Annotated in this window: 18 protein-coding genes and 1 riboswitch; of the genes, 1 reads left to right on the top strand and 17 read right to left on the bottom strand. The window is 46.0% G+C overall.

What is annotated here, in order from left to right; genetic code table 11:
* Window positions 1-65: 65 nt before the first annotated feature.
* Window positions 66-2,738 (bottom strand): calcium-translocating P-type ATPase, SERCA-type, encoded by a 2,673-nt coding sequence (locus MY9_RS08620; RefSeq protein ID WP_014663925.1) that lies wholly within the window; start codon window positions 2,736-2,738, stop codon window positions 66-68.
* Window positions 2,739-2,859: 121 nt separating this feature from the next.
* Here MY9_RS08620 and rqcH point away from each other — a divergent pair, with 121 nt between their 5' ends.
* Complete coding sequence (rqcH, locus tag MY9_RS08615; RefSeq protein WP_014663924.1) at window positions 2,860-4,572, top strand: tRNA modification protein RqcH; 1,713 nt, start codon at window positions 2,860-2,862, stop codon at window positions 4,570-4,572.
* A 39-nt stretch (window positions 4,573-4,611) separates the two neighbouring features.
* Here the strand turns inward: rqcH and sirC are convergent, their stop codons facing one another.
* The 16 genes from sirC to pyrP form a co-directional block, all read right to left on the bottom strand.
* Window positions 4,612-5,100 carry a precorrin-2 dehydrogenase gene (gene sirC / locus MY9_RS08610; RefSeq protein WP_014663923.1) on the bottom strand — a complete coding sequence of 163 codons (489 nt, stop codon included), beginning with the start codon at window positions 5,098-5,100 and terminating at the stop codon, window positions 4,612-4,614.
* Window positions 5,081-5,866 (bottom strand): sirohydrochlorin chelatase, encoded by a 786-nt coding sequence (sirB, locus tag MY9_RS08605; RefSeq protein ID WP_014663922.1) that lies wholly within the window; start codon window positions 5,864-5,866, stop codon window positions 5,081-5,083. The genes sirC and sirB overlap by 20 nt, the downstream gene beginning before the upstream one ends.
* A gap of 1 nt (window position 5,867) precedes the next feature.
* Window positions 5,868-6,641 (bottom strand): uroporphyrinogen-III C-methyltransferase, encoded by a 774-nt coding sequence (gene cobA / locus MY9_RS08600; RefSeq protein WP_014663921.1) that lies wholly within the window; start codon window positions 6,639-6,641, stop codon window positions 5,868-5,870.
* Between the two features lie 98 nt (window positions 6,642-6,739).
* Window positions 6,740-7,333, bottom strand: a complete 594-nt coding sequence (cysC, locus tag MY9_RS08595) for an adenylyl-sulfate kinase (protein WP_014663920.1) — start codon at window positions 7,331-7,333, stop codon at window positions 6,740-6,742.
* Window positions 7,334-7,345: 12 nt separating this feature from the next.
* Window positions 7,346-8,494: a sulfate adenylyltransferase gene (gene sat, locus MY9_RS08590; RefSeq protein ID WP_014663919.1), complete on the bottom strand. Its 1,149-nt coding sequence runs from the start codon at window positions 8,492-8,494 to the stop codon at window positions 7,346-7,348.
* Between the two features lie 48 nt (window positions 8,495-8,542).
* Window positions 8,543-9,607 carry a sulfate permease gene (gene cysP, locus MY9_RS08585; RefSeq protein WP_014663918.1) on the bottom strand — a complete coding sequence of 355 codons (1,065 nt, stop codon included), beginning with the start codon at window positions 9,605-9,607 and terminating at the stop codon, window positions 8,543-8,545.
* 11 nt (window positions 9,608-9,618) lie between these two features.
* On the bottom strand, window positions 9,619-10,320 hold the full coding sequence (locus MY9_RS08580; RefSeq protein WP_014663917.1) for a phosphoadenylyl-sulfate reductase: 702 nt from the start codon (window positions 10,318-10,320) through the stop codon (window positions 9,619-9,621).
* A gap of 162 nt (window positions 10,321-10,482) precedes the next feature.
* Window positions 10,483-10,588: riboswitch (SAM riboswitch) on the bottom strand.
* 145 nt (window positions 10,589-10,733) lie between these two features.
* Window positions 10,734-11,366: an orotate phosphoribosyltransferase gene (gene pyrE / locus MY9_RS08570; RefSeq protein ID WP_041521331.1), complete on the bottom strand. Its 633-nt coding sequence runs from the start codon at window positions 11,364-11,366 to the stop codon at window positions 10,734-10,736.
* The gene (gene pyrF, locus MY9_RS08565) at window positions 11,363-12,082 is read right to left on the bottom strand and encodes an orotidine-5'-phosphate decarboxylase (protein ID WP_014663915.1); all 720 of its coding nucleotides are present in this window, start codon (window positions 12,080-12,082) and stop codon (window positions 11,363-11,365) included. The genes pyrE and pyrF overlap by 4 nt, the downstream gene beginning before the upstream one ends.
* A complete protein-coding gene (locus MY9_RS08560) occupies window positions 12,051-12,986 on the bottom strand; it encodes a dihydroorotate dehydrogenase (RefSeq protein WP_014663914.1) in 936 nt (311 codons plus the stop codon). The genes pyrF and MY9_RS08560 overlap by 32 nt, the downstream gene beginning before the upstream one ends.
* Complete coding sequence (gene pyrK / locus MY9_RS08555; RefSeq protein WP_014663913.1) at window positions 12,986-13,756, bottom strand: dihydroorotate oxidase B electron transfer subunit; 771 nt, start codon at window positions 13,754-13,756, stop codon at window positions 12,986-12,988. The genes MY9_RS08560 and pyrK overlap by 1 nt, the downstream gene beginning before the upstream one ends.
* Entirely contained in the window at window positions 13,753-16,968 is a 3,216-nt protein-coding gene (carB, locus tag MY9_RS08550) for a carbamoyl-phosphate synthase (glutamine-hydrolyzing) large subunit (protein ID WP_014663912.1), read from the bottom strand. The genes pyrK and carB overlap by 4 nt, the downstream gene beginning before the upstream one ends.
* Entirely contained in the window at window positions 16,953-18,047 is a 1,095-nt protein-coding gene (locus MY9_RS08545; RefSeq protein ID WP_014663911.1) for a carbamoyl phosphate synthase small subunit, read from the bottom strand. Before MY9_RS08545 ends, carB begins: the two co-directional genes overlap by 16 nt.
* Complete coding sequence (locus MY9_RS08540; RefSeq protein ID WP_014663910.1) at window positions 18,044-19,330, bottom strand: dihydroorotase; 1,287 nt, start codon at window positions 19,328-19,330, stop codon at window positions 18,044-18,046. The genes MY9_RS08545 and MY9_RS08540 overlap by 4 nt, the downstream gene beginning before the upstream one ends.
* Window positions 19,314-20,228, bottom strand: a complete 915-nt coding sequence (locus MY9_RS08535; protein WP_014663909.1) for an aspartate carbamoyltransferase catalytic subunit — start codon at window positions 20,226-20,228, stop codon at window positions 19,314-19,316. The genes MY9_RS08540 and MY9_RS08535 overlap by 17 nt, the downstream gene beginning before the upstream one ends.
* A gap of 145 nt (window positions 20,229-20,373) precedes the next feature.
* A complete protein-coding gene (gene pyrP, locus MY9_RS08530) occupies window positions 20,374-21,681 on the bottom strand; it encodes a uracil permease PyrP (RefSeq protein WP_014663908.1) in 1,308 nt (435 codons plus the stop codon).
* Between the last annotated feature and the right edge of the window lie 43 nt (window positions 21,682-21,724).

The raw sequence follows: 21,724 nt of genomic DNA, 5'->3' as shown, positions 1-21,724 counted from the left end.
TTCCCTGTTCTCATAATAAAAGGGCAATAGACATGCTATTACCCCTAAGATTATATCATATGGATTTATTTTTTTCTTGTTAAAAGTGACCCCGCCAGCAAAAAAGTAGGGATGGCGGACATACCGATGACGAGCATCCAGTCTCCCGGGGTGATGGCTACGGTATGAAAAATCGGCTGAAGCGGCGGATAGTAGATCACGACAAGCATCAGCAAAATGGATGACAATACCGCACCGATTAAATACAGGTTTTGAAACGGATTTCTGGAGAAAACAGAAGTCTCGCTTCGGCAGTCAAAAACGTGAATAAGCTGAGCCAGCACCAATGTTGCAAATGCGATCGTCTGGGCATAAGCCAAATTTTCTGGATTGCGGTGGTACACAATGATAAACGCTAAAATAGTGGCAGCTCCGATTAAAAATCCTCTGGAGACGACCTTCCACCCTAGCTTGCGGGCAAATACCCCTTCTTTCGGATGACGGGGCTTGCGCTTCATTACGTCTCCTTCCGGCTGATCCATGCCGAGCGCCATTGCCGGCAATCCGTCCGTCACCAAGTTGACCCACAAAATCTGAATCGGAACGAGCGGCAAAGGAAGAGCGAGCAGCATCGCAAACAGCATGACAAGGATTTCCCCGACATTAGAAGCTAACAGGTATCTAATAAACTTTCTGATATTTTCGTAGATGTTCCTGCCTTCTTTTATCGCTGATTTAATCGTCGCAAAATTATCATCCACGAGCACAAGAGATGACGCTTCTTTAGCCACATCTGTCCCGGTAATGCCCATAGAGACGCCGATATCAGCTTGTTTAATGGCAGGGGCATCATTGACGCCGTCTCCCGTCATCGCCACGATATGCCCGTTCTCCTGATAGGCTTTTACGATTTTCAGCTTATGCTCAGGAGAAACGCGGGCAAATACATACACATCCTCCACTACATTAGAAAGCTCTTCTTGAGAAAGTTCATTCAGCATTTTCCCATCCATAATTTTTCCGCTTTTCGGAAGGAGGCGCAGATCTTTCGCTATCGCTTTAGCGGTCTCCACATGATCACCTGTAATCATGACGGTCTTAATTCCCGCTTCACGGCATTCTTTAATCGCCTGTCTGACTTCCGGCCGCGGCGGGTCAATGATACCTGAAAGGCCGAGCATCGTCAGATCTTTTTCCGCCTGCTCCATTGACGGTGTTTCGCCTGCTCTTATCGGCCTGTAGGCGACCGCTATCGTTCTGAGCGCCTGAGATGCCAAATGTCTTAATACCGCCTCTGTTTCTGCTCTTCTTTCATTTGAAAAAAGAGCGGCTGAGCCGTCATAATAAATACGGGAAGATCGCTGCATCAGTACATCCGGTGCACCTTTTGTAATGATATAGCGCTTTCTGTCCTGATCCTCTACGATGACAGTCATCATTTTCCGTGCAGAATCAAAAGGAAATTCTTCAATCACCCTGTAGTTTGCTTCAACAAACTCCTTTGAAAAACCGCCTTTTCTTGCCGCGGTGAGCAGCGCCCCCTCTGTCGGATCTCCGTCAAGCACATATTCTCCGTCTCTTTTCTCAATATTGGAGTTGTTACAGAGCGCCCCGAACAGAAGCATCTGCTGAAGCGGCTTATGTTCATTGATACTGACCTCTTTTTCGTTCAGTGTGAAGCTTCCTTTCGGTTCATACCCGGCCCCTGTCACTCTCCATGTTTTCCCTCCGGACCACACATGTGTCACCGTCATTTTGTTTTGGGTCATTGTCCCTGTTTTATCTGAACAAATGATAGACGCACACCCAAGCGTTTCAACAGCAGGAAGCTTTCTAACAATGGATTTTTGTTTAATCATCCGCTGTACACCAAGCGACAGCGCCACGGTGACAATCGCCGGCAGCCCCTCTGGAATGGCGGCTACCGCTAATGAGACACCCGCTAAAAACATGCTGTACAGATCATGACCCTGAATAACACCGACAGCAACAACAAGAACGGTCAGAAGCAATGCAACAACAATCAAAATCTTCCCGAGCTGCTCCAGTCTTCTTTGCAGCGGGGTTGACAATGTCCCAGCCGATTCAAGCATGTCAGCAATTTTCCCCATTGCCGTATTCATCCCTGTCCCGACGACAACCCCGACACCGCTGCCGCGGGTCACAATCGTTCCCATAAATGCCATATTGGTAATATCACCGAGTGAAACATCCGGTTTTTTCAGTTTATCAGCGTGCTTCACAACCGGAATTGATTCCCCGGTCAGCGCTGATTCTTCTATTTCAAGGCTTCTCGCTTCAACAATTCGAACGTCCGCGCCAATCCTGTCCCCGCTTGTAAATTTCACAATATCCCCCGGCACAAGTTCCTTAGAAGGAATCTTTGTCCAGCTTCCTTCCCTGAGTGCCATGACATGCGGTGTTGAAAGCTCTTTTAAAGCTTGAAGAGATTGCTCAGCTCGCCTTTCTTGAAAGAAACCGAGTATGCCATTCACAAACACAATCGCAATAATCGCAACCGCATCTACATATTCACCAAGAAATCCTGAGATTAACGTTGCCGCCAGAAGCACAAGCACCATAAAATCTTTGAACTGCGCGAAAAACAAGAGAAGCGCTGACGTTTTTTTCCCTTCTTGCAGCTCGTTTGGCCCATGCTTGTCAAGGCGTTTTTTCACTTCTTTTTCTGTTAATCCTTGTTTCATGGACGTATTGGTTGCCTCTAGTAAATCTGTTTGTCCCATTTCATGAAACTTCATTCCGCTCGTCCACTCCCCTGCTCTCTTATAGAGATATCACTCTATAAGCATGCTTATTCTGACTCGTCCCATTTCATGCTATAATTATCGAATGCAGGAAGAATGAGAGGGTGTATTGCATATGTCGTTTGATGGCATGTTTACATACGGAATGACACACGAACTTAACGAGAAAATAATGGGCGGACGAATTACAAAAGTCCATCAGCCATATAAGCACGATGTGATTTTCCACATCCGTGCCAAGGGAAAAAACCAAAAACTATTATTATCGGCACATCCGAGCTATTCACGGGTGCATATCACGACACAAACTTATGAAAATCCAAGCGAACCACCAATGTTTTGCATGCTGCTGAGAAAGCATATCGAAGGCGGATTCATTGAGAAAATCGAACAAGCGGGCTTAGACCGCATTATGATTTTTCATATCAAAAGCCGAAACGAAATTGGCGATGAAACCGTGCGAAAGCTTTATGTAGAAATTATGGGCCGCCACAGCAATATTATTTTGACCGACGCTGCAGAAAATGTGATCATCGACGGACTTAAGCATTTATCGCCGTCAATGAACAGCTACCGTACAGTACTGCCCGGCCAAGATTATAAGCTTCCGCCTGCCCAGGACAAAATATCACCGCTTGAGGCGTCAGAAGATGATATTTTGCGTCACCTCAGTTTTCAAGAAGGACGGCTTGATAAACAAATTGTCGACCACTTTTCAGGGGTGTCTCCGCTTTTCGCCAAAGAAGCGGTTCACAGAGCTGGCCTCGCCAACAAAGTCACACTGCCAAAAGCGTTGCTGGCACTGTTTGCCGAAGTAAAAGAGCACCGTTTCATTCCCAACATTACGACTGTAAACGGAAAGGAATATTTTTATCTGCTGGAGCTGACTCATCTAAAAGGCGAAGCGCGCCGTTTTGATTCATTAAGCGACCTGCTCGACCGTTTTTATTTCGGAAAAGCTGAACGAGACCGGGTCAAACAGCAGGCTCAAGATCTTGAGCGGTTTGTTGTCAACGAACGGAAGAAAAATGCCAACAAAATCAAAAAATTAGAGAAAACATTGGAGTATTCGGAAAATGCGAAGGAATTCCAGCTTTACGGGGAGCTTTTAACTGCTAATTTATATATGCTGAAAAAAGGTGATAAACAGGCTGAGGTCATCAACTATTATGATGAAGAAAGCCCGACGATCACGATTCCTTTAAACCCGAACAAAACACCTTCCGAAAACGCCCAAGCCTACTTCACGAAGTATCAGAAAGCGAAAAATTCGGTCGCGGTTGTAGAGGAGCAAATCAGGCTGGCACAGGAAGAGATCGAATACTTCGATCAGCTGATTCAGCAGCTTTCCTCCGCTTCTCCCCGGGATATCAGTGAAATCAGGGAAGAGCTTGTGGAGGGCAAATATTTACGCCCTAAGCAGCAAAAAGGCCAGAAAAAGCAAAAAACGCACAACCCGGTGTTAGAAACATACGAATCCTCCTCAGGACTGACAATTTTAGTGGGGAAGAATAATCGCCAAAATGAATATTTAACGACAAGAGCGGCTGCCAGAGATGATATTTGGCTTCACACGAAGGACATTCCTGGCTCCCACGTTGTGATCAGAAGTAGCGAACCGGATGAGCAAACAATCATTGAAGCCGCGACAATTGCAGCTTATTTTTCAAAAGCTAAAGATTCAAGCTCCGTGCCTGTAGATTATACAAAAATCAGGCATGTCAAAAAACCGAACGGCGCGAAACCCGGTTTCGTCACCTATGACAGCCAGCATACCGTCTTTGTCACGCCAGATGCTGATACTGTCATCAAGCTGAAAAAAAGCTGAGCCGCATAAAGAAAAGCCAGAGCATTATTATGCTCTGGCTTATTTCTTTCTTCTCACTTGATAAAGCCTATCCACTTCAGCAACAAATTCGCCGTCAATCAGCTTATCCATGTTTTCAGCAAGCTCTTTTGTGTGCTTTGGACTGGCTCCGCTTGTAGAAACGGACACCGTGACATACCCTCTTTTTACGATTTTCGGCATATATACATTGCCAAGCTCAGCGTCACTGACACAATTGACAAGCTGAAAAGGCGAAGCGGATTGGGCAATTTCTTTGTTCACTGCCGCATCATCCGTCGCGGCAATAATGAAAAAAGCATTGAGATAATCTTCTTTTTCGATCGTCCGTTTTTTCCATTTGATGCGTTGATCTTCTGCCATTTGCTTGATTTCCGGTTCAACATCCGGACTGACAAGCGTTATATCTGCTCCTTCAGAAATCACCGTTTTCAGTCTTCTGAGAGCGATGCTGCCGCCCCCCGCAATGACAACCTTCTTCTTTTCCAGGCTAATGTGCAGCGGAAGCATATGAACCTCCATCAAAATCAAATTGTCCCTCAGGATTTGCCGCAGCTTCTCTCACACGGTTTAAAAATGCGTTCTTCACATGAGGGTGAAAACCGATATAAGAAGAGAGGTAGACATTCGGATTATGAGCTTTTAATGTCTGAACCTCTCGTTCGATTTCATTCATCAGCATACCCGTAAAGAGCAAATACGGAACGATAAAGGTTGTTGTGCCGTCATCTTTTTCAAGTTCTGAAAAAACCTCTTTGTAATTCGGGCCGCATGCTGTCAAAAAGCACGGAATGACTTCCTTGACTGGAACCATTTCCTGAAGAAGATGAGCAATGCCAGTCACGTCTCTTTTGACATCTGGATCTGAACTTCCCCTTCCAATGAGCACCACTCTGGCATTTTCATACGGAACACCAATGTCTTTCATTCGATGATATACGGCCTTGACTACTTCTTCGTCAATCCCGATCGGCTTTCCGTATGAAATATGGACTGACGGATATCGGGATGCAGCACTCGCAATTTCTTCCGGAATATCATGTTTTGCATGCGCAGCTGTTAAAAGAAGCAGAGGCACCACTGCGATATGAGTGGCGCCTTGCTTCACACATGCTTCAAAACCTGTCTCAATTGTCGGCTCCTGAAGCTCTAAAAAGCTGATTTCTTGTACTGGCACAGAGATGTGTGCCTTACACCCTTCCAAAAAGGCTGCGGCTTCTTGCTGAGCTTTTTTGACCCGGCTGCCGTGGCCGACATATAAAATCGCTTGTTTCATTTTACAACGCCTCGCTTAAATCTTGTTTTTTCAGTTCAGATTCAAACCATTCCAGCTTATAGTGATAATTTACAACATTTCCAATGACAATTAAACTCGGATTTGTAATGTTTTCTTTTATCACCGTTTCTGAAAGGGTGTCAACTGTACAAAAAACAGATTTTTGCTTGTCCGTTGTTCCCCAATGAATAAAGGCTGCCGGCGTAGAACCGTCCCGGCCGTTTTCAAGGAGTTTTCTTTCAATCTGCTGCACGTTTTTGATACCCATATAGATGACAAGTGTATCAATTCCTGTAGCCAGCGCTTTCCACTTTTCCTCAAAATCTTCATCACTTTTATAATGACCCGTTACAAATGCGACGTTAGAGCCCGCATCCCGATGAGTAACAGGAATCCCGGCATAAGCAGCTGCCGCGATTCCTGACGTAATGCCGGGGATGATTTCAAACGGTATGCCATTTTCAGAGAGGCATTCCGCTTCTTCCCCTCCCCTGCCGAACACAAAAGGGTCCCCGCCTTTCAGTCTGACAACTATTTTCCCTTTTTGCGCATACTTCACAAGAAATCGATTGATGGTTTCCTGCTTCATCGTATGAAAATCTGGAAGCTTCCCGCAGTAGATCAGGTCTGCTTGCTCTTTGGCATATTGTAAAATCTCTTTATTTACTAATCTGTCATATAAGATAACATCAGCTTTTTCAATGGCTTTCAGCGCTTTAATCGTCAGCAGATCAGGATCACCGGGACCCGCTCCTACAATATATACTTTTCCCATCGTATTTCCCCCGATCTATTCGAGTTCTTCCAGAACATTCGCTGTGATGTTGTTCTCGCTTGCATTCCGGTATCTGAGAAGAACGCAGCAGATCATATTCAGCTCAATTTTTGCTTGACAAACTCGATCAGCTGATTTTTACACGCTTCACGGTCATGCTGTCCTGAATCAAGAACGAGCTCTGGCGCTTCCGGTTCTTCATAAGGAGAATCAATTCCTGTAAAAAACGGGATCTCTCCGTTTCTTGCTTTTTTATAGAGTCCTTTCGGATCCCTTTGTTCACAAATATCAAGATCACATTTAATGTATACTTCATTGAATTCGCCAACTTCCACAAGCTCGCGAACCTGTTGTCTGTCCTCGCGGAAAGGAGAGATAAAAGCAGTAATGACAATGGTTCCCTGCTGAACAAAAAGTTTTGCCACCTCTCCGATTCGGCGGATGTTTTCTTTTCGGTCTTCATCAGAAAAACCAAGATCCTTATTTAAGCCGTGACGGATATTATCCCCGTCCAGCACAATGACTTGGTAGCCTTGCTCAAATAATTCTCTCGCAGCGGCGTTGGCAATGGTTGATTTGCCTGAGCCGCTTAACCCTGTCAGCCAGAGAATGGAGCTTTTATGCTTGTTTTTTTGCTGGTACTCTTCTTTTGTGATAGAGGCTTCATGCCATACAATATCGCGATTTGTCACTGCCAATCCTCCTTAAGATACGCCTACTTCTTCTTTTTTCTTCATCCCTTTGATTAACACTTCTACGACTTCTTTTCGGCTGAATTCAGCAGGAGGCAGCACGCCGTCTCTCAGCATACCTCTTACCTTAGTGCCTGATAAAATGACGTGGTGCTCTCTGCCATGAGGGCATGTTTTCGCTGTCCCCATATTTCCGCATTTTTTACAGAAGAAGCTGTGCTCGAATTTCAGCGGTGTAATCCCGAGTTCTTCAGGTTTGAATGTGTCAAACAGCTCCTGTGCTTCGTATGTTCCGTAATAGTCACCTACACCTGCATGATCACGGCCAACGATGAAATGTGTGCATCCGTAGTTCTTTCTGACAAGCGCGTGGAAAATTGCTTCTCTCGGGCCTGCATAACGCATCGCCGCCAAGAAGACACCAAGGAACACGCGATCTTTCGGGTAATAATGATCAAGAAGAACTTGGTAGCTTTCCATCCGTACATCAGCTGGGATGTCATCGGATTTTGTTTCACCTACTAACGGATTCAAGAACAAGCCGTCTACTGTTTCAAGAGCCGTTTTTTGAATGTATTCATGCGCTCTGTGAACAGGGTTTCTTGTTTGGAAGCCGACAATCGTTTCCCAGCCTTTTTCAGCAAACTGGCGTCTTGTTTCTGCCGGTTCAAAAGTAAACTCAGGGAACTGTTTTGAAGCTTTTTTAATCAACGTGATCGGTCCGCCGACATATGTATTGCCGCGGCTGAACAGTTTTTTAACACCCGGATGCTCCTGCTCATCCGTTTTGTACACATTGATAGCTTCTTTTTGTTTGTCAGGCACATACAGGTCTTCGATTTGGATAACGCCGTATGCGTCTCCTTCATACGTTAACTTTACCGTTTCGCCAACTGACAGTTCCGCTGCTTTTTGCGCATCGACCGGAAGTGTGATTGGAAGAGACCAGACAACGCCGGAAGAAAGACGCATGTTTTCGACAACAGATTCGTAATCTTTTTCATTAAAGAAACCTTCAATCGGGCTGTATGCACCGATACCGATCAATTCCAAATCCGCGAAAGAAATTAAATCAAGTTCAATTTCTTTTTGAATGCTGCTCACATCATATGATTCATCTACTCTGTTTACTAATGTTCCTCCATGTGGTGCTAAGCTCATAACATCCATCTCCTCCTAGTTAACTTATAAAATTACTCAGATTAATGTTCAGATTCCCCCGCCTTGTTCGTGGACTGAGCGTCTCTCTTTACGAATGGCCTTTGTCAGGCTGACGGCACCGCCCGCCGCTAAAAGCACACTTACCATGATAAAGATCGAATAATAATCCGCTTTTAAAAACAAGGATACAAGCAGATAAGAAATCGATAAAGATAAAAACGGCGATACGATCCATACCTTCAGCATCGTTTGAACAACTTGTTTATGGAACACGTTCGGACCGTTTTTTGCCATGCCTATGCCGATAATAGACGATGACGTGACTTGCGCCAAAGGCACCGGCATCCCAAATACAGAACTGATAATTACCAGTCCCGCTCCTGTGCCGGATAAGAGAATGCCTTCTCCTTTTGAAAATCTCGTAATTTTCTTCCCGTTTGTTTCTAACACACGCCGGCCTAATAACAGTGCGCCAAGCGCAACAAAAGCTCCTCCGTACAAGGTTCCTTTTACGACATCAAGCACACCGGCAGCCACTAACGGGCCAACGGCATTCGCCACATTATTCATGCCGGCAGAGAATGCTTCGAAAAATCCGGCAACTAACAAAACAATGCTGAGGATTTTTTGCTGTTTAGAAGATTTCACTTCAATCTTAAAATAACGAAAAAGCTTAGATACGAAATAGGTGAAGCCAAAAGCGAACAGCGGGACAAAAACCCAAAATGTCACAATGATCAGAAGATTGTTCACAAACAATACTTTATAAGCCACTCCCACGCCGACAACCGCGCCGACCGTCACTTCACTTGTCGATAAAGGAATGCCGAGCAGATTTGCCGTAAAGAGCGACAGCGCAGCAGCTCCAATAATGATGCAAACAATCGTCAGTGTAATCGTCTGTTCGGGGATAATGCCAGAGCTGATTGTTTTTACGACCTCGCCTCCGCCAATGACCGCCCCGGCCAAGACACCGACTGCGCATAGGATCAAAGCGTAGGTTTTCTTTTTGATGGCTCCAGAGCCGTAAGCAACTCCCATCGAAGCTGCAGCGCCGCTTGCACCAATATTCATCGCAAAAAACAAGCTAAATAAAATAGCGGCTAGTTCCATTTTGCAGCTCCTTATTCATGCAGTCCGCATTCTGTTTTCGCCATACCATTCCATCTGCCTGAACGCAGATCCTCTGCGGTAAAAGCGGGAGCAGTGCAAGGCGCACAGCCAATACTTGGGTATCCTTGGTCATGAAGCGGATTGTAGTCCAGTTCATTCCGTGATGTGTATCTCCAAATGTCTTTCCAAGTCCAATGGATAAGCGGGCAAACTTTTACTGACTTGAATTTTTCATCTTTGTTTAAGAAATTCGTATTGGCACGGCTTGGCCCTTGATCACGGCGCAGACCGGAAAGCCAGGCGGGATGTCCTGAAAGCGCCTCTCTTAAAGGAACGACCTTTCTAAGGTAGCAGCACTGATTCGGCTCTCTTTCCCACAGCTTGTCGCCATATTCCTCGGCTTGTTCCTCAAGGGTGAGGTCTGGTTTTTTCAGGATGATATTAAGACCTGGATAACGCTCTTTCACTCGTTCAATTGTTTCATAGGTCTCTTTAAAATGAAGTCCTGTATCAAGAAACACAATCTCTGCGTCTTTTTTCACTTTATAAATTAAGTCAATCAAAACGATTCCCTCAATTCCGAAACTGCAGGCATAAATAAGCTGGTTGCCGTAATGGCCGTATGCCCACTTTAAAACTGACAGCGCTCCTTTATAAGGATCGTCTTCCGGAAATGTAATCGTTGGTTCTTCCCAATTATCATACGTTAACATTTCTTCTTTCCTCCTTTCGGAGACAAACAAACAGTAGCTTCCTGCCGGTTGTCTTTTCCCAATTGTAATGTGATTCTTGGCTGGTGATTTCAAACAGCCTTTTTGCCTCTTAAAATAAAAAACTTTCAATCCGGCGGAAAGAAAGACAGGAACAGCATGTAGCCCTTATCTTTCAAAATGGAATTCATTTTGCTGGAAGTAGCACCTTACAAACTATGCAGGTTGCCGGGCTTCATAGGTCCAGTCCCTCAGCCGCTCTTGATAAGTTTTTCAGATTTGTAGTAAATTTTAGCACAATTCTAACATAAGTCAACCCGACTTTTTTTATAGGATTAATAAAAAAACAGGCCTCATGGCCTGTTTTTAAGTACAGCAAGGCTTTGAAGCCTCTTTACATTGTTGGAATTTATTTTTTATTTTTTAAACCAATCTTTTGACTCGGGATTTTGTTTCCATGTTTTCAGCTTTTTTAGATCATCTGAATGAATATTTCCGTTCTCAAGTGCGACCTCTGTGAGCGTATCGTAATCAGTTAATGAGTAGTATGGCAGTTCTGTCTTTGCGAAGGCTTCTTCTGCTTTGGGAAGTCCGTACGTAAAGATTGAGACGACACCAAGCACCTCACAGCCGGCCGCTTGTAAAGCTGCACAAGCTTCAAGCACGCTGCCTCCTGTGGAGATTAAGTCTTCAATAACGACCGTTTTTTGCCCTTTCTGCACAGCTCCCTCAATCTGATTGCCTTTTCCGTGCGCTTTCGGCTTGCTCCTCACATAACACATCGGAAGATTCAAACGGTCAGCCGCCAGAGCAGCATGAGGAATACCCGCAGTTGCTGTTCCTGCTATCATTTCAGCTTCGGGAAAATGCTCTTTGACAAGCTTGCTGATGCCTGAGGCGACATCATTTCTGACCTCTGGGAAAGATAGCGTAAGACGGTTGTCACAGTAGATTGGTGATAAAATACCGCTTGCCCATGTGAACGGCTCGTTCGGACGTAAAAATACAGCTTGGATGTCTAATAGATGTTTTGCGATGATTTGTTTCAAGATTTGATTCCCTCCCATTCAAGTCTGACAGCCTTATAGGCTTTTACCGGATCTTCCGCTTTTGTAATCGAGCGTCCTACTACAATCGCTGATGAACCTTTTTCTCTTGCAATTGCAGGTGTCGCCACGCGGACTTGGTCATTCGCAGCGTCATCTGACATTCTGATCCCTGGAGTGACAGTCAGAAATGAAGGCGACACTGCTTGGTAAATGGCGTTTGCTTCATGAACAGAGCAGACCACTCCATCCAGTCCGCTTTCTTCCGCCTGTTTGCTGTAGTGCACAACCGTATCGATCAGAGGCTTTTCGATCAGCAGTTCATCCTTCATGATTTGTTCAGATGTGCTTGTCAGCTGGGTTACCGCAATAAGTGACGGGCGTTTTTTCCCCGCCGGCGTACCTTCTTCTAAGCCTTCAAGAGCTGCTTGCATCATTTTTTTGCCCCCGGCCGCATGAACATTGACGAGGTCTACGCCGAGACTGGCAAGACGCTTCATCGCCTTGTTTACAGTGGTCGGAATGTCATGAAGCTTTAGATCCAAAAACAGCTCGCAGTTTCTTTCTTTTAGCTGTTTCACGATAGATGGCCCTTCTTGGTAAAAAAGCTCCATTCCAACCTTTACAAATAACGGTTCTTGCTGAAAAGGCGTTAAGAACGCAAGTGTTTCTTCAGCTGATGCAAAATCAAGCGCGATGATGGGCAGGTTGTTTTTCATGATTCCAGCTCCTTCCGATGCATTCTTCAATTGATTGATAGCCGTATTGGCGCAAAACAGATGGAAGCTGTTCAATAATCTCTGGACATGCAAAAGGATTCACAAAATTTGCTGTTCCGACAGCGACCGCGCTTGCTCCAGCAAGAAGAAATTCCAGGGCATCTTCGGCCGTCTGCACGCCTCCCATTCCGATAATCGGGATGTTGACCGCCTGGCTGACTTCATACACCATGCGAATGGCAACCGGCTTCACAACAGGGCCAGAAAGTCCTCCTGTTTTATTCGCTAATATCGGTTTGCCGGTTTTTAAATCGAGTCTCATGCCGATTAGTGTGTTGATCATCGTAAGGCCATCCGCTCCCGCTTCCTCGATCGCTAATGCAATCTCTGTGATATTAGTCACGTTCGGGGAAAGCTTCACATAAACGGGTACATTTGAAACCTCTTTCACCGCTTTTGTCAAATCGGCAGCCATTTCAGGGTTCGTGCCAAAAGCGATTCCGCCTGTTTTCACATTTGGGCAGGAAATATTCAATTCAAGTGCATGAACATTAGGCGCTTTGCTGATATGCTCTGCGACTTCAACATAATCCTCGACTTGAGAACCTGCGACATTAGCAATGATCGGCGTATCAAACTGCTCAAGCCATGGCAGCTCATGATGCAACACGCTATCCAGCCCCGGATTTTGGAGACCGATCGCATTGAGCATTCCAGCACCAGTCTCAGCTACCCGCGGCGTCGGATTCCCGAAGCGCGGCTCCTTTGTCGTAGCCTTAATCATGATAGCTCCAAGACAAGACAAATCATAAAAACGTGAAAACTCTTTTCCAAACCCGAAGCAGCCTGATGCAGGAATGATTGGATTTTTCAAATCAAGTCCCGGCAATTTCACCTCTAGCATTACAGCGCCACCTCCTGAGCTTTAAATACAGGCCCGTCGAGACATACTTTTACATAGGATGTCTCACTTTCGTTTGTATGGCACACACACGCGAAGCATGCGCCGATTCCGCAGCCCATTCGTTCCTCCATGGACAGATATACTTCTTTATGGGCATATTCCTGTTTTAGCGCCTTGAGCATCGGTGTCGGCCCGCAGCTGAGAAGGATATCAAACTCTAGATGTTTCCGTTTAATCACATCTGTGACAAATCCGGTTTCCCCGTAGCTTCCGTCAGCTGTTGCCACAAACGTGTCTCCATACTGCCGACATTCTTTCTCGTAAAAAACATCCTTTGCCGATTGGAATCCTAAAACGTGGATGACATTTACCCCTTTTTCAATCAAGCGTTTCGACAGCTCTTGGAGAGGCGGCACACCTACACCGCCTCCTACCAGCAAAGCCGTCTTTCCGGGTTGGACTTCATTGACAGGAAAGCCATTTCCCAAAGGCCCGAGGACATCCACAAGCTCTCCCTGCTGTTTCAGAGACAATAGCCTTGTACCTTCCCCATCTACTCGATAAATGATGGTGACTTCACTTTTTTCAAAATTGACGTCGGCGATGCTGATTGGCCTCCTCAAAAGAGGCGTAACCGCTTCGCACACTTTAAGATGAAGGAACTGCCCCGGGGTTGTAAACCCTTGGACAAGCTCCCCTTTCAGAACCATTTGATACACCCGGTCTGCAATTTGCTGGTTAGAACATACTGTCAAATACGCTTTTTTCATATAGTGACTGCCGCCTCCTGATTTGTATTGACTGCCGGCATTTGATCAGCGCGGAATGTCATGCTTTCCAGCACTCGCAATATCGCCTCTGCCGTATCTAATGATGTTAAGCAGGCAACACCATTTTCTACTGATTCACGTCTGATTCTAAATCCGTCTCTTGCCGGCTGCTTTCCTTTTGTCAGCGTATTGATGACAAACTGTGCTTCACCGTTTCTGATGACATCAAGCAGGTTCGGACCATCCTGGCCGATTTTTCCGACAACCTTCGCTGGAATAGAAGCTTCTTTCAGGTAGCCTGCCGTTCCTTCCGTCGCTAAAATGTTGTAGCCAATCGCGTGGAACCGCTTAGCAATGGCAAGCCCTTCTTCTTTGTCCTTATCAGCTACTGTTAAAAGCACGGAACCGTAGTTCGGGATTTGAATACCTGAAGCAATCAAGGCTTTATAGAGCGCCTTTTCAAGGGTCGAATCTTTCCCCATGACTTCACCTGTTGATTTCATTTCAGGCCCTAACGTAATGTCCACTCTTCTCAGCTTGGCGAAGGAGAAGACCGGCGCTTTTACAAATACACCTTGCTGCTCAGGCTGAAGGCCCTCTGTATAGCCAAACGCAGCCAGCTTTTGACCGAGAATGATTTTTGTTGCGAGATTCGCCATTGGGATACCCGTAATTTTGCTTAAGAACGGTACGGTTCTGCTTGATCTCGGGTTCACTTCGAGCACGTACACCTCGCCTTGTGATAAGACGAATTGAATATTGAGCAAACCGACAATGTTCAGCCCTTTAGCAAGTGCGATCGTGTATTGTTCAATTTTTTTCTTAATGTCCTCAGTGAGCGATTGAGGCGGATAAACAGCGATCGAGTCTCCGGAGTGAACGCCCGCACGTTCAATGTGCTCCATAATTCCCGGAATGACGACTGTTTCACCGTCAGATACTGCATCAACTTCAATTTCTTTCCCAGTCAAATATCTGTCAATTAATACAGGGTGCTGCGGATTGATTTTGACTGCGTTTTTCATGTAATGAAGCAGCTCTTCTTCATGATACACAATCTCCATCGCCCGGCCGCCAAGTACATAGGAAGGGCGCACCAATACCGGGTATCCGATATCACTTGCGATGCTTACTGCCTGATCAACCGATGTCGCTGTTTTGCCAAGCGGCTGCGGAACACCAAGTTCTCCAAGCGCTTGTTCAAATTTATCCCGATCTTCTGCACGGTCTAAATCTTCTAATGAAGTTCCAAGGATTTTCACTCCGCGCGCAGAAAGCTCGTCAGCAAGGTTAATCGCAGTTTGTCCGCCAAATTGTACGACAACGCCTATCGGCTGTTCGAGGTCAATGATGTGCATAACATCTTCAATCGTAAGCGGTTCAAAATACAGCTTGTCTGAGATGCTGAAGTCTGTTGAAACGGTTTCCGGGTTGTTATTGACAATAATGGCTTCATAGCCTGCTTGTTTAATTGCCCATACAGAGTGAACAGTCGCATAGTCGAACTCGACACCCTGACCGATTCGAATCGGACCCGAACCAAGCACCATCACACTTTTCTTATCTGTAACGACAGATTCATTTTCTTCTTCATATGTGCTATAGAAGTATGGCGTTTCTGACTCAAATTCCGCCGCGCACGTATCTACCATTTTGAATACCGGCGCAATCCCCGCTTGTTTTCTCAAGCTGTAAAGCTCGGATTCTTTCATTTTCCACTCGCGGCTGATGTACTGATCAGAGAAGCCGAGTTCTTTTGCCCGTCTCAGCACATCTGTATCGCCCACATTCGCCTTCAATTCTTTTTCAAACTGTACGATTCCGAACAGCTTATGCAAGAAGAAGACATCGATAGCGGAAAATTCATGGAGGTCTTCTACCGTGTAACCTCTTCTGTACGCTTCAGCTAAGTAGAATAAGCGTTCATCACCGGCCTTTTTAATTCGCTTTTCAAGAAGTTCATCTGAAATGTCAGCGGCGTCCTTCAATTCAAGATGATACACATCAGCTTCCAGTGAACGCACAGCCTTCAGCAATGACTCTTCAAGCGTGCGGCCGATCGCCATGACCTCACCAGTCGCTTTCATTTGCGTGCCGAGCTTTCTGTTTGCTGATTCAAATTTATCAAACGGCCAGCGCGGAATTTTGGATACGACATAGTCAAGAGCAGGTTCAAATGCTGCATATGTTTTTCCTGTTACCGGGTTCATCATTTCATCTAATGAAAGGCCGACTGCAATTTTAGCAGCGAGCTTTGCTATCGGGTATCCCGTTGCTTTTGATGCAAGGGCAGATGAACGGCTGACACGCGGATTTACTTCAATGATGTAATATTGGAAGCTGTCTGGATCTAAGGCGAGCTGGACGTTACATCCGCCTTCGATTCCAAGCGCGCGAATCAGTTTTAACGATACATTCCGCAGGAGCTGATATTCGCGATCGCTGAGCGTTTGGCTCGGCGCGACAACAATACTGTCTCCAGTATGGATTCCAACCGGATCAATGTTTTCCATGTTACAAACAACAATGGCGTGATCCTGGCTGTCTCTCATGACTTCATACTCGATTTCTTTATAGCCGGCAATGCTCTTTTCAAGCAGACATTGGTGTACCGGGCTTAATTTCAAGCCGTTCTCAACAATTTCTTTTAGCTCTGTTTCATTCGAGCAGATGCCTCCGCCTGTTCCGCCTAATGTATATGCCGGGCGGACAATGACAGGGAATCCAATTTGGCTGACGAATTTTTCCGCTTCTTCGAGGGAATGGATAATCTCACTTTCAGGCACCGGTTCATTCAGTTCATTCATTAATGTTCTGAACAAGTCACGGTCTTCAGCTTGCTGAATCGCAGACAGTTTCGTGCCAAGCACTTCGACGCCGCATTCTGCCAAAACGCCTCTTTCAGAAAGCTCAACCGCAAGATTCAAACCGGTTTGGCCTCCGAGCGTAGGAAGAATGGCATCTGGGCGCTCTTTTCTGATGATTCGTGTCAGGAATTCAGGTGTGAGCGGTTCGATGTAAACCCGATCAGCCATTTCTGTATCTGTCATGATCGTGGCAGGGTTTGAGTTGACAAGGATGACTTCATAGCCTTCTTCTTTCAAAGCAAGACAGGCTTGCGTTCCCGCATAATCAAATTCTGCTGCTTGGCCGATGATGATCGGCCCAGATCCGATTACTAAAATTTTGTTAATGTCTACGCGTTTTGGCATACCGCTTCCCCTTCTTTCTCTGTTGTTTCGATCATTTCGATGAATCTGTCAAATAGATGGTTAGCATCCTCAGGACCAGGTGAGGCTTCGGGATGATATTGAACCGTAAATGCCGGCAATGTTTTATGCTTCAGCCCTTCAATCGTATCGTCGTTGATTGCGATATGCGTCACTTCAAGTTCTGTTTCACTGATAGATGAAACTGTATAACCATGGTTTTGAGATGTTAAGGCAACTTTCCCTGTAGCCAGCTCTTTTACCGGGTGGTTTGAACCTCTGTGGCCGAATTTCATTTTTTCAGTATTCGCCCCGCACGCCAGCGCGAATAATTGGTGGCCGAGACATATTCCGAATAAAGGCACTTTTCCGAGAACACCTTTAATCATTTCAATCGCTTCGGGCACATCCTTCGGGTCTCCAGGTCCGTTAGAAAGCATGATGCCGTCCGGTTTCAGCTGAAGCACTTCTTCTGCTGTAATGTTGTAAGGCACAACGATGACGTCACATTTCCGTTTGTTCAGCTCCCTTAGAATCCCGTGCTTCATGCCGAAGTCAACCAAGACAATGCGTTTGCCTCTTCCCGGGCTCGGATATGCTGTTTTGGCTGATACTTGTGATACTTGATTTCTTGGCAATTCCGTTTCGTTCAGTCTTTTCAGCACAGCTTCGATGTCTTCATCAGATGAAGCGAATGTTCCTTTTAGCGCGCCTGCCGTGCGGATCATTCTTGTCAGCTTCCTTGTATCAATCCCCTGGAGTCCGGGAATGTTTTTCATTTTTAAATACTCGTCTAATGTGTATGCTGAACGCCAGTTGGAAGGCAATTCACATAATTCCTTGATGATCAGCCCTTTGACAAAAGGGGTAATGGATTCAAAATCATCACGGTTAATGCCATAATTTCCGATAAGCGGGTATGTCAATGTTACGATCTGCCCGCAGTAAGAAGGGTCAGATAAAATTTCCTGATAGCCTGTCATCCCAGTATTAAAAACGACTTCTCCCATGTTGTGTTCTAAGCTCCCGAAGGCTTCTCCTTCGAATACCGCTCCGTTTTCCAGTACTAATCGTCTCTTCATTTGACAAGTCTCCCTTCTTCATAAGCAAGCTTCCCTGCCGCAATTGTAGCGACCGGCCAGCCGGTGCAGCTGATGCCATTGAATGGTGTATTTTTTCCTTTTGATAAAAATGTCTCTTTGTCTATAACTGCTTCTTTTTCTAAATCAATTAATGTCATGTCAGCAACTTGCCCCGTTTGTAATGTTCCATATGGGAGACCGAACGCTTCGCATGGCTTGATTGTCATGTAGTCAATGAGCTGCTTCAATGACCAGCTGCCATTTTTGACAAAGTGTGTGTAAAGAAGCGGGAATGCTGTTTCTAAGCCGACAATTCCGAATGGCGCCAGCTTCATTTCCGTGTTTTTCTCTTCTTCCGTATGCGGTGCATGGTCTGTTGCGATAAAATCAATCGTTCCGTCTAAAAGACCTTCAATTAAAGCAGCCCTGTCTTCTGCGCTGCGGAGCGGAGGATTCATTTTAAAGTTTGTGTCCAGCCCCGGGATGTCCTCATCACAAAGCAGCAAATGATGCGGCGACACTTCTGCTGTCACTCTGATTCCCGCTTTTTTCGCATCGCGTACAACTCTGACAGATTCTTTCGTGCTGATATGACATACATGATAATGGCAGTTTGCCGCCTCAGCCAGCAGCACATCGCGGGCAATATGAACCGATTCACACACAGAAGGAATGCCGTTTAGCCCGTTCGCTTTGGAGAATGTCCCCTCATGTACGCTTCCTCCGTAAATTAAGGAGTTGTCCTCGCAATGTGCAACAATCGCTTTGTCAATTGCGGCTGCCCGTTTCATCGCTTCATACATCATGCCTGCTGTCTGTATCCCAACGCCGTCATCTGTAAAGGCAAATGCCCCGGCTTCTTTTAACGCTTCAAAGTTTGTCATTTCATCGCCGATTTGCCTGATCGTAATGGATGCATATGGAAGAACTCTGACACATGATGTTTCTTTAATTCTGTTTTGCACCCATTCCATCTGCTCCTTTGTATCGGGAACCGGCCGCGTATTCGGCATTGCTGCTACTGTTGTATAGCCGCCGCGTGCCGCTGCTTTCGCCCCGGTTTCAATTGTTTCTTTTTTCTCTCCGCCCGGCTCTCTGAAATGAACGTGGAGATCAACAAACCCAGGTGAAACAAGCAAACCTCTTGCATCAATTACAGTTTCATTATCCGTTGCATCAAGCTTGCCGATTGCAGTAATGGTTTCTCCTGTCACTCGGATATCCGCTTCTGTTTTTTCACCATTTTCGTTAAGTATCCAGCCGTTTTTAATGAGATATGACATACGCTGCTTCTCCTCTTTTCACATTGGTTTGTAAGGCACGCTGTATCACTGCCATTCTGATAAATACGCCATTTTGCATTTGCTTGAAGATTCTTGATTTTTCGCTTTCTACTAAGCTGTCATCAATCTCCACTCCTCTGTTTACCGGAGCAGGATGCATGATGATCGCATGCTGCTTCATACGCTCAGCCCGTTCTACGGTCAAGCCGTATTTGTTTAAATAGCCTTCCTGGCTGACAGCGGACTGATGCCGTTCATTTTGAATGCGCAGCAGCATGACGACATCGGAAGACTCAACTGCTTCATCCATTGAGACATACGTACCGAATGTATTTTCTTCATCCTGCCATTCCGCAGGACCGGAAAACAGGACCCGGGCACCCAATCTTGTCAACACTTCCGCATTTGACCTTGCCACTCTGCTATGCTTGATGTCACCGTGAATGGAGACGGTAAGCCCTTTGAACGTATTGAACTCTTCATAAATCGTCATTAAATCAAGCAGTGATTGTGTCGGATGCTGGCCGCATCCGTCTCCCGCATTCAGAATCGGAATGCTCACCTGGCTGACAAGCTCTTGATAATACTCATCTTCACTGTGCCTGATGACGCACACGTCCACACCGATTGATTCAAGCGTCCGAATCGTGTCATACAAGGTTTCGCCTTTTTGTACGCTTGTGCTTGTTCCATCAAGGTTCAGCACATTCATGCCCAGCTTTTTTTCTGCGACCTCGAAGCTGAACCGCGTTCTCGTGCTCGGTTCGAAAAACAGGTTTGCTGCAAACTTTCCTGTAAGCTGATTGTCTGTTTTTCCGTTTTTGAGGTCTTGTGCTGTTTGAAGCAAATCTTTGATTTCCTCAGTGCTGAGTTCACTCATCGTCGTTATATGCTTCATGTTCTTTCCCCTCTCATTTCAACTTAAGGCTGAAAAAAACCCCGGGTCTAAGATAGACTCGGGGTATGGTTAAATAGAGGGCAGCATTGAAGCTTCCTTCTCTTCATAACCCTTCCAAGCCTCTCTGGACTTTCATTAAAAGGTTTTAAATATGATGTTGTTCGGATGTGTCTGCGTGCTCTTCCTTCGCTTCCGGAAGAATCAGGTTTAAGATGACACCGACAATTGCGGCAAGCGCCATCCCTGACACTTGGAATCCGCCTTGAGACACTTGGATAAATGCGCCTCCTACACCGATCACAAGGATCACCGATGTGATAATGAGGTTTCGGTTATTTTCATAATCAATTTTGTTGTCAATCAGCATTCTCAGGCCGCTTGAAGCAATGATTCCGAACAGCAGGAAGGAGACGCCTCCCATGACCGCTGACGGCACTGAACTGATCAGCGCTGAAATTTTGCCGATAAAGCCGAAGCAAAGGGCAATCACTGCCGCGCCTCCGATGACAAAGACGCTGAATACTCTTGTGATGGCCAGCACGCCAATGTTTTCTCCGTAAGTCGTCGTCGGCGGGCCGCCGATCAGGGAAGCAAGAATTGTCGCCACGCTGTCACCCATAATGGAGCGATGCAGTCCCGGCTTTTTAATAAAATCTTGTCCAACAACCTTACTCAGCACCATTTGGTGGCCGATATGCTCCGACATTGTCACAAACGCGACCGGTACCATTGCGGCCGCGATGCCGAGTGTTACTGACGGCGAATAGTCTTTGAACGGGATGATAAATTCAGGCACTGCGAACCATTTCGCGTCAAGCACCGGCTGGAAGTTGACAATCCCTTGAGTAAGGGCGAACAGGTATCCGCCGATGATTCCGATCAAAACCGGAATCAGGCTTAAGAATCCTCGCAAGAAAATCGCGCAAATAATCGTGATGGCCAGCGTAACGCCTGCGACACTGAAGTGCTTTAAGCTGTAAACCAATTCACTCGCATTTGGATCAGCATACATCGCCATGTTTACCGCAGTGCTTGCAAGTCCCAGCCCGATGACGATAATAACAGGTCCTACGACTACAGGCGGGAGAATCTTCATCAGCCACCCTGTGCCAAGCTGCCTGATCAATAAGGCAATCAGCCCGTATACCAGCCCTGCAAGAAACGCCCCGACCATTGCCGCTCCCGGCCCGCCGGTCGCTTTTACCAGTATGATCGGAGAAATAAAGGCGAAGGATGAACCGAGATACGCCGGAATTTGCCCTTTCGTAATAAGAAGGTACGCCAGTGTTCCGATGCCGCTTGTCACCAACGCCACAGCAGGACTCATTCCGACGAGCTTCGGAACCAAAATGGTTGAGCCGAACATGGCAAACAAATGCTGAAGGCTGAATGAAACCCAAGAGAAAGGTGTCGGGACATCCCTGACCCCTAAATTTACTTTTTTCTTACTCATGATGATTTCCCCCTGATTGTTGACTTTCATTTTAGGATGACTC

This window comes from Bacillus sp. JS (assembly GCF_000259365.1).
Classification (GTDB): Bacteria; Bacillota; Bacilli; order Bacillales; family Bacillaceae; genus Bacillus; species Bacillus stercoris.
Note: the sequence above shows the minus strand (reverse complement) of the source record. Positions and strands in the feature narration are given on the sequence as shown.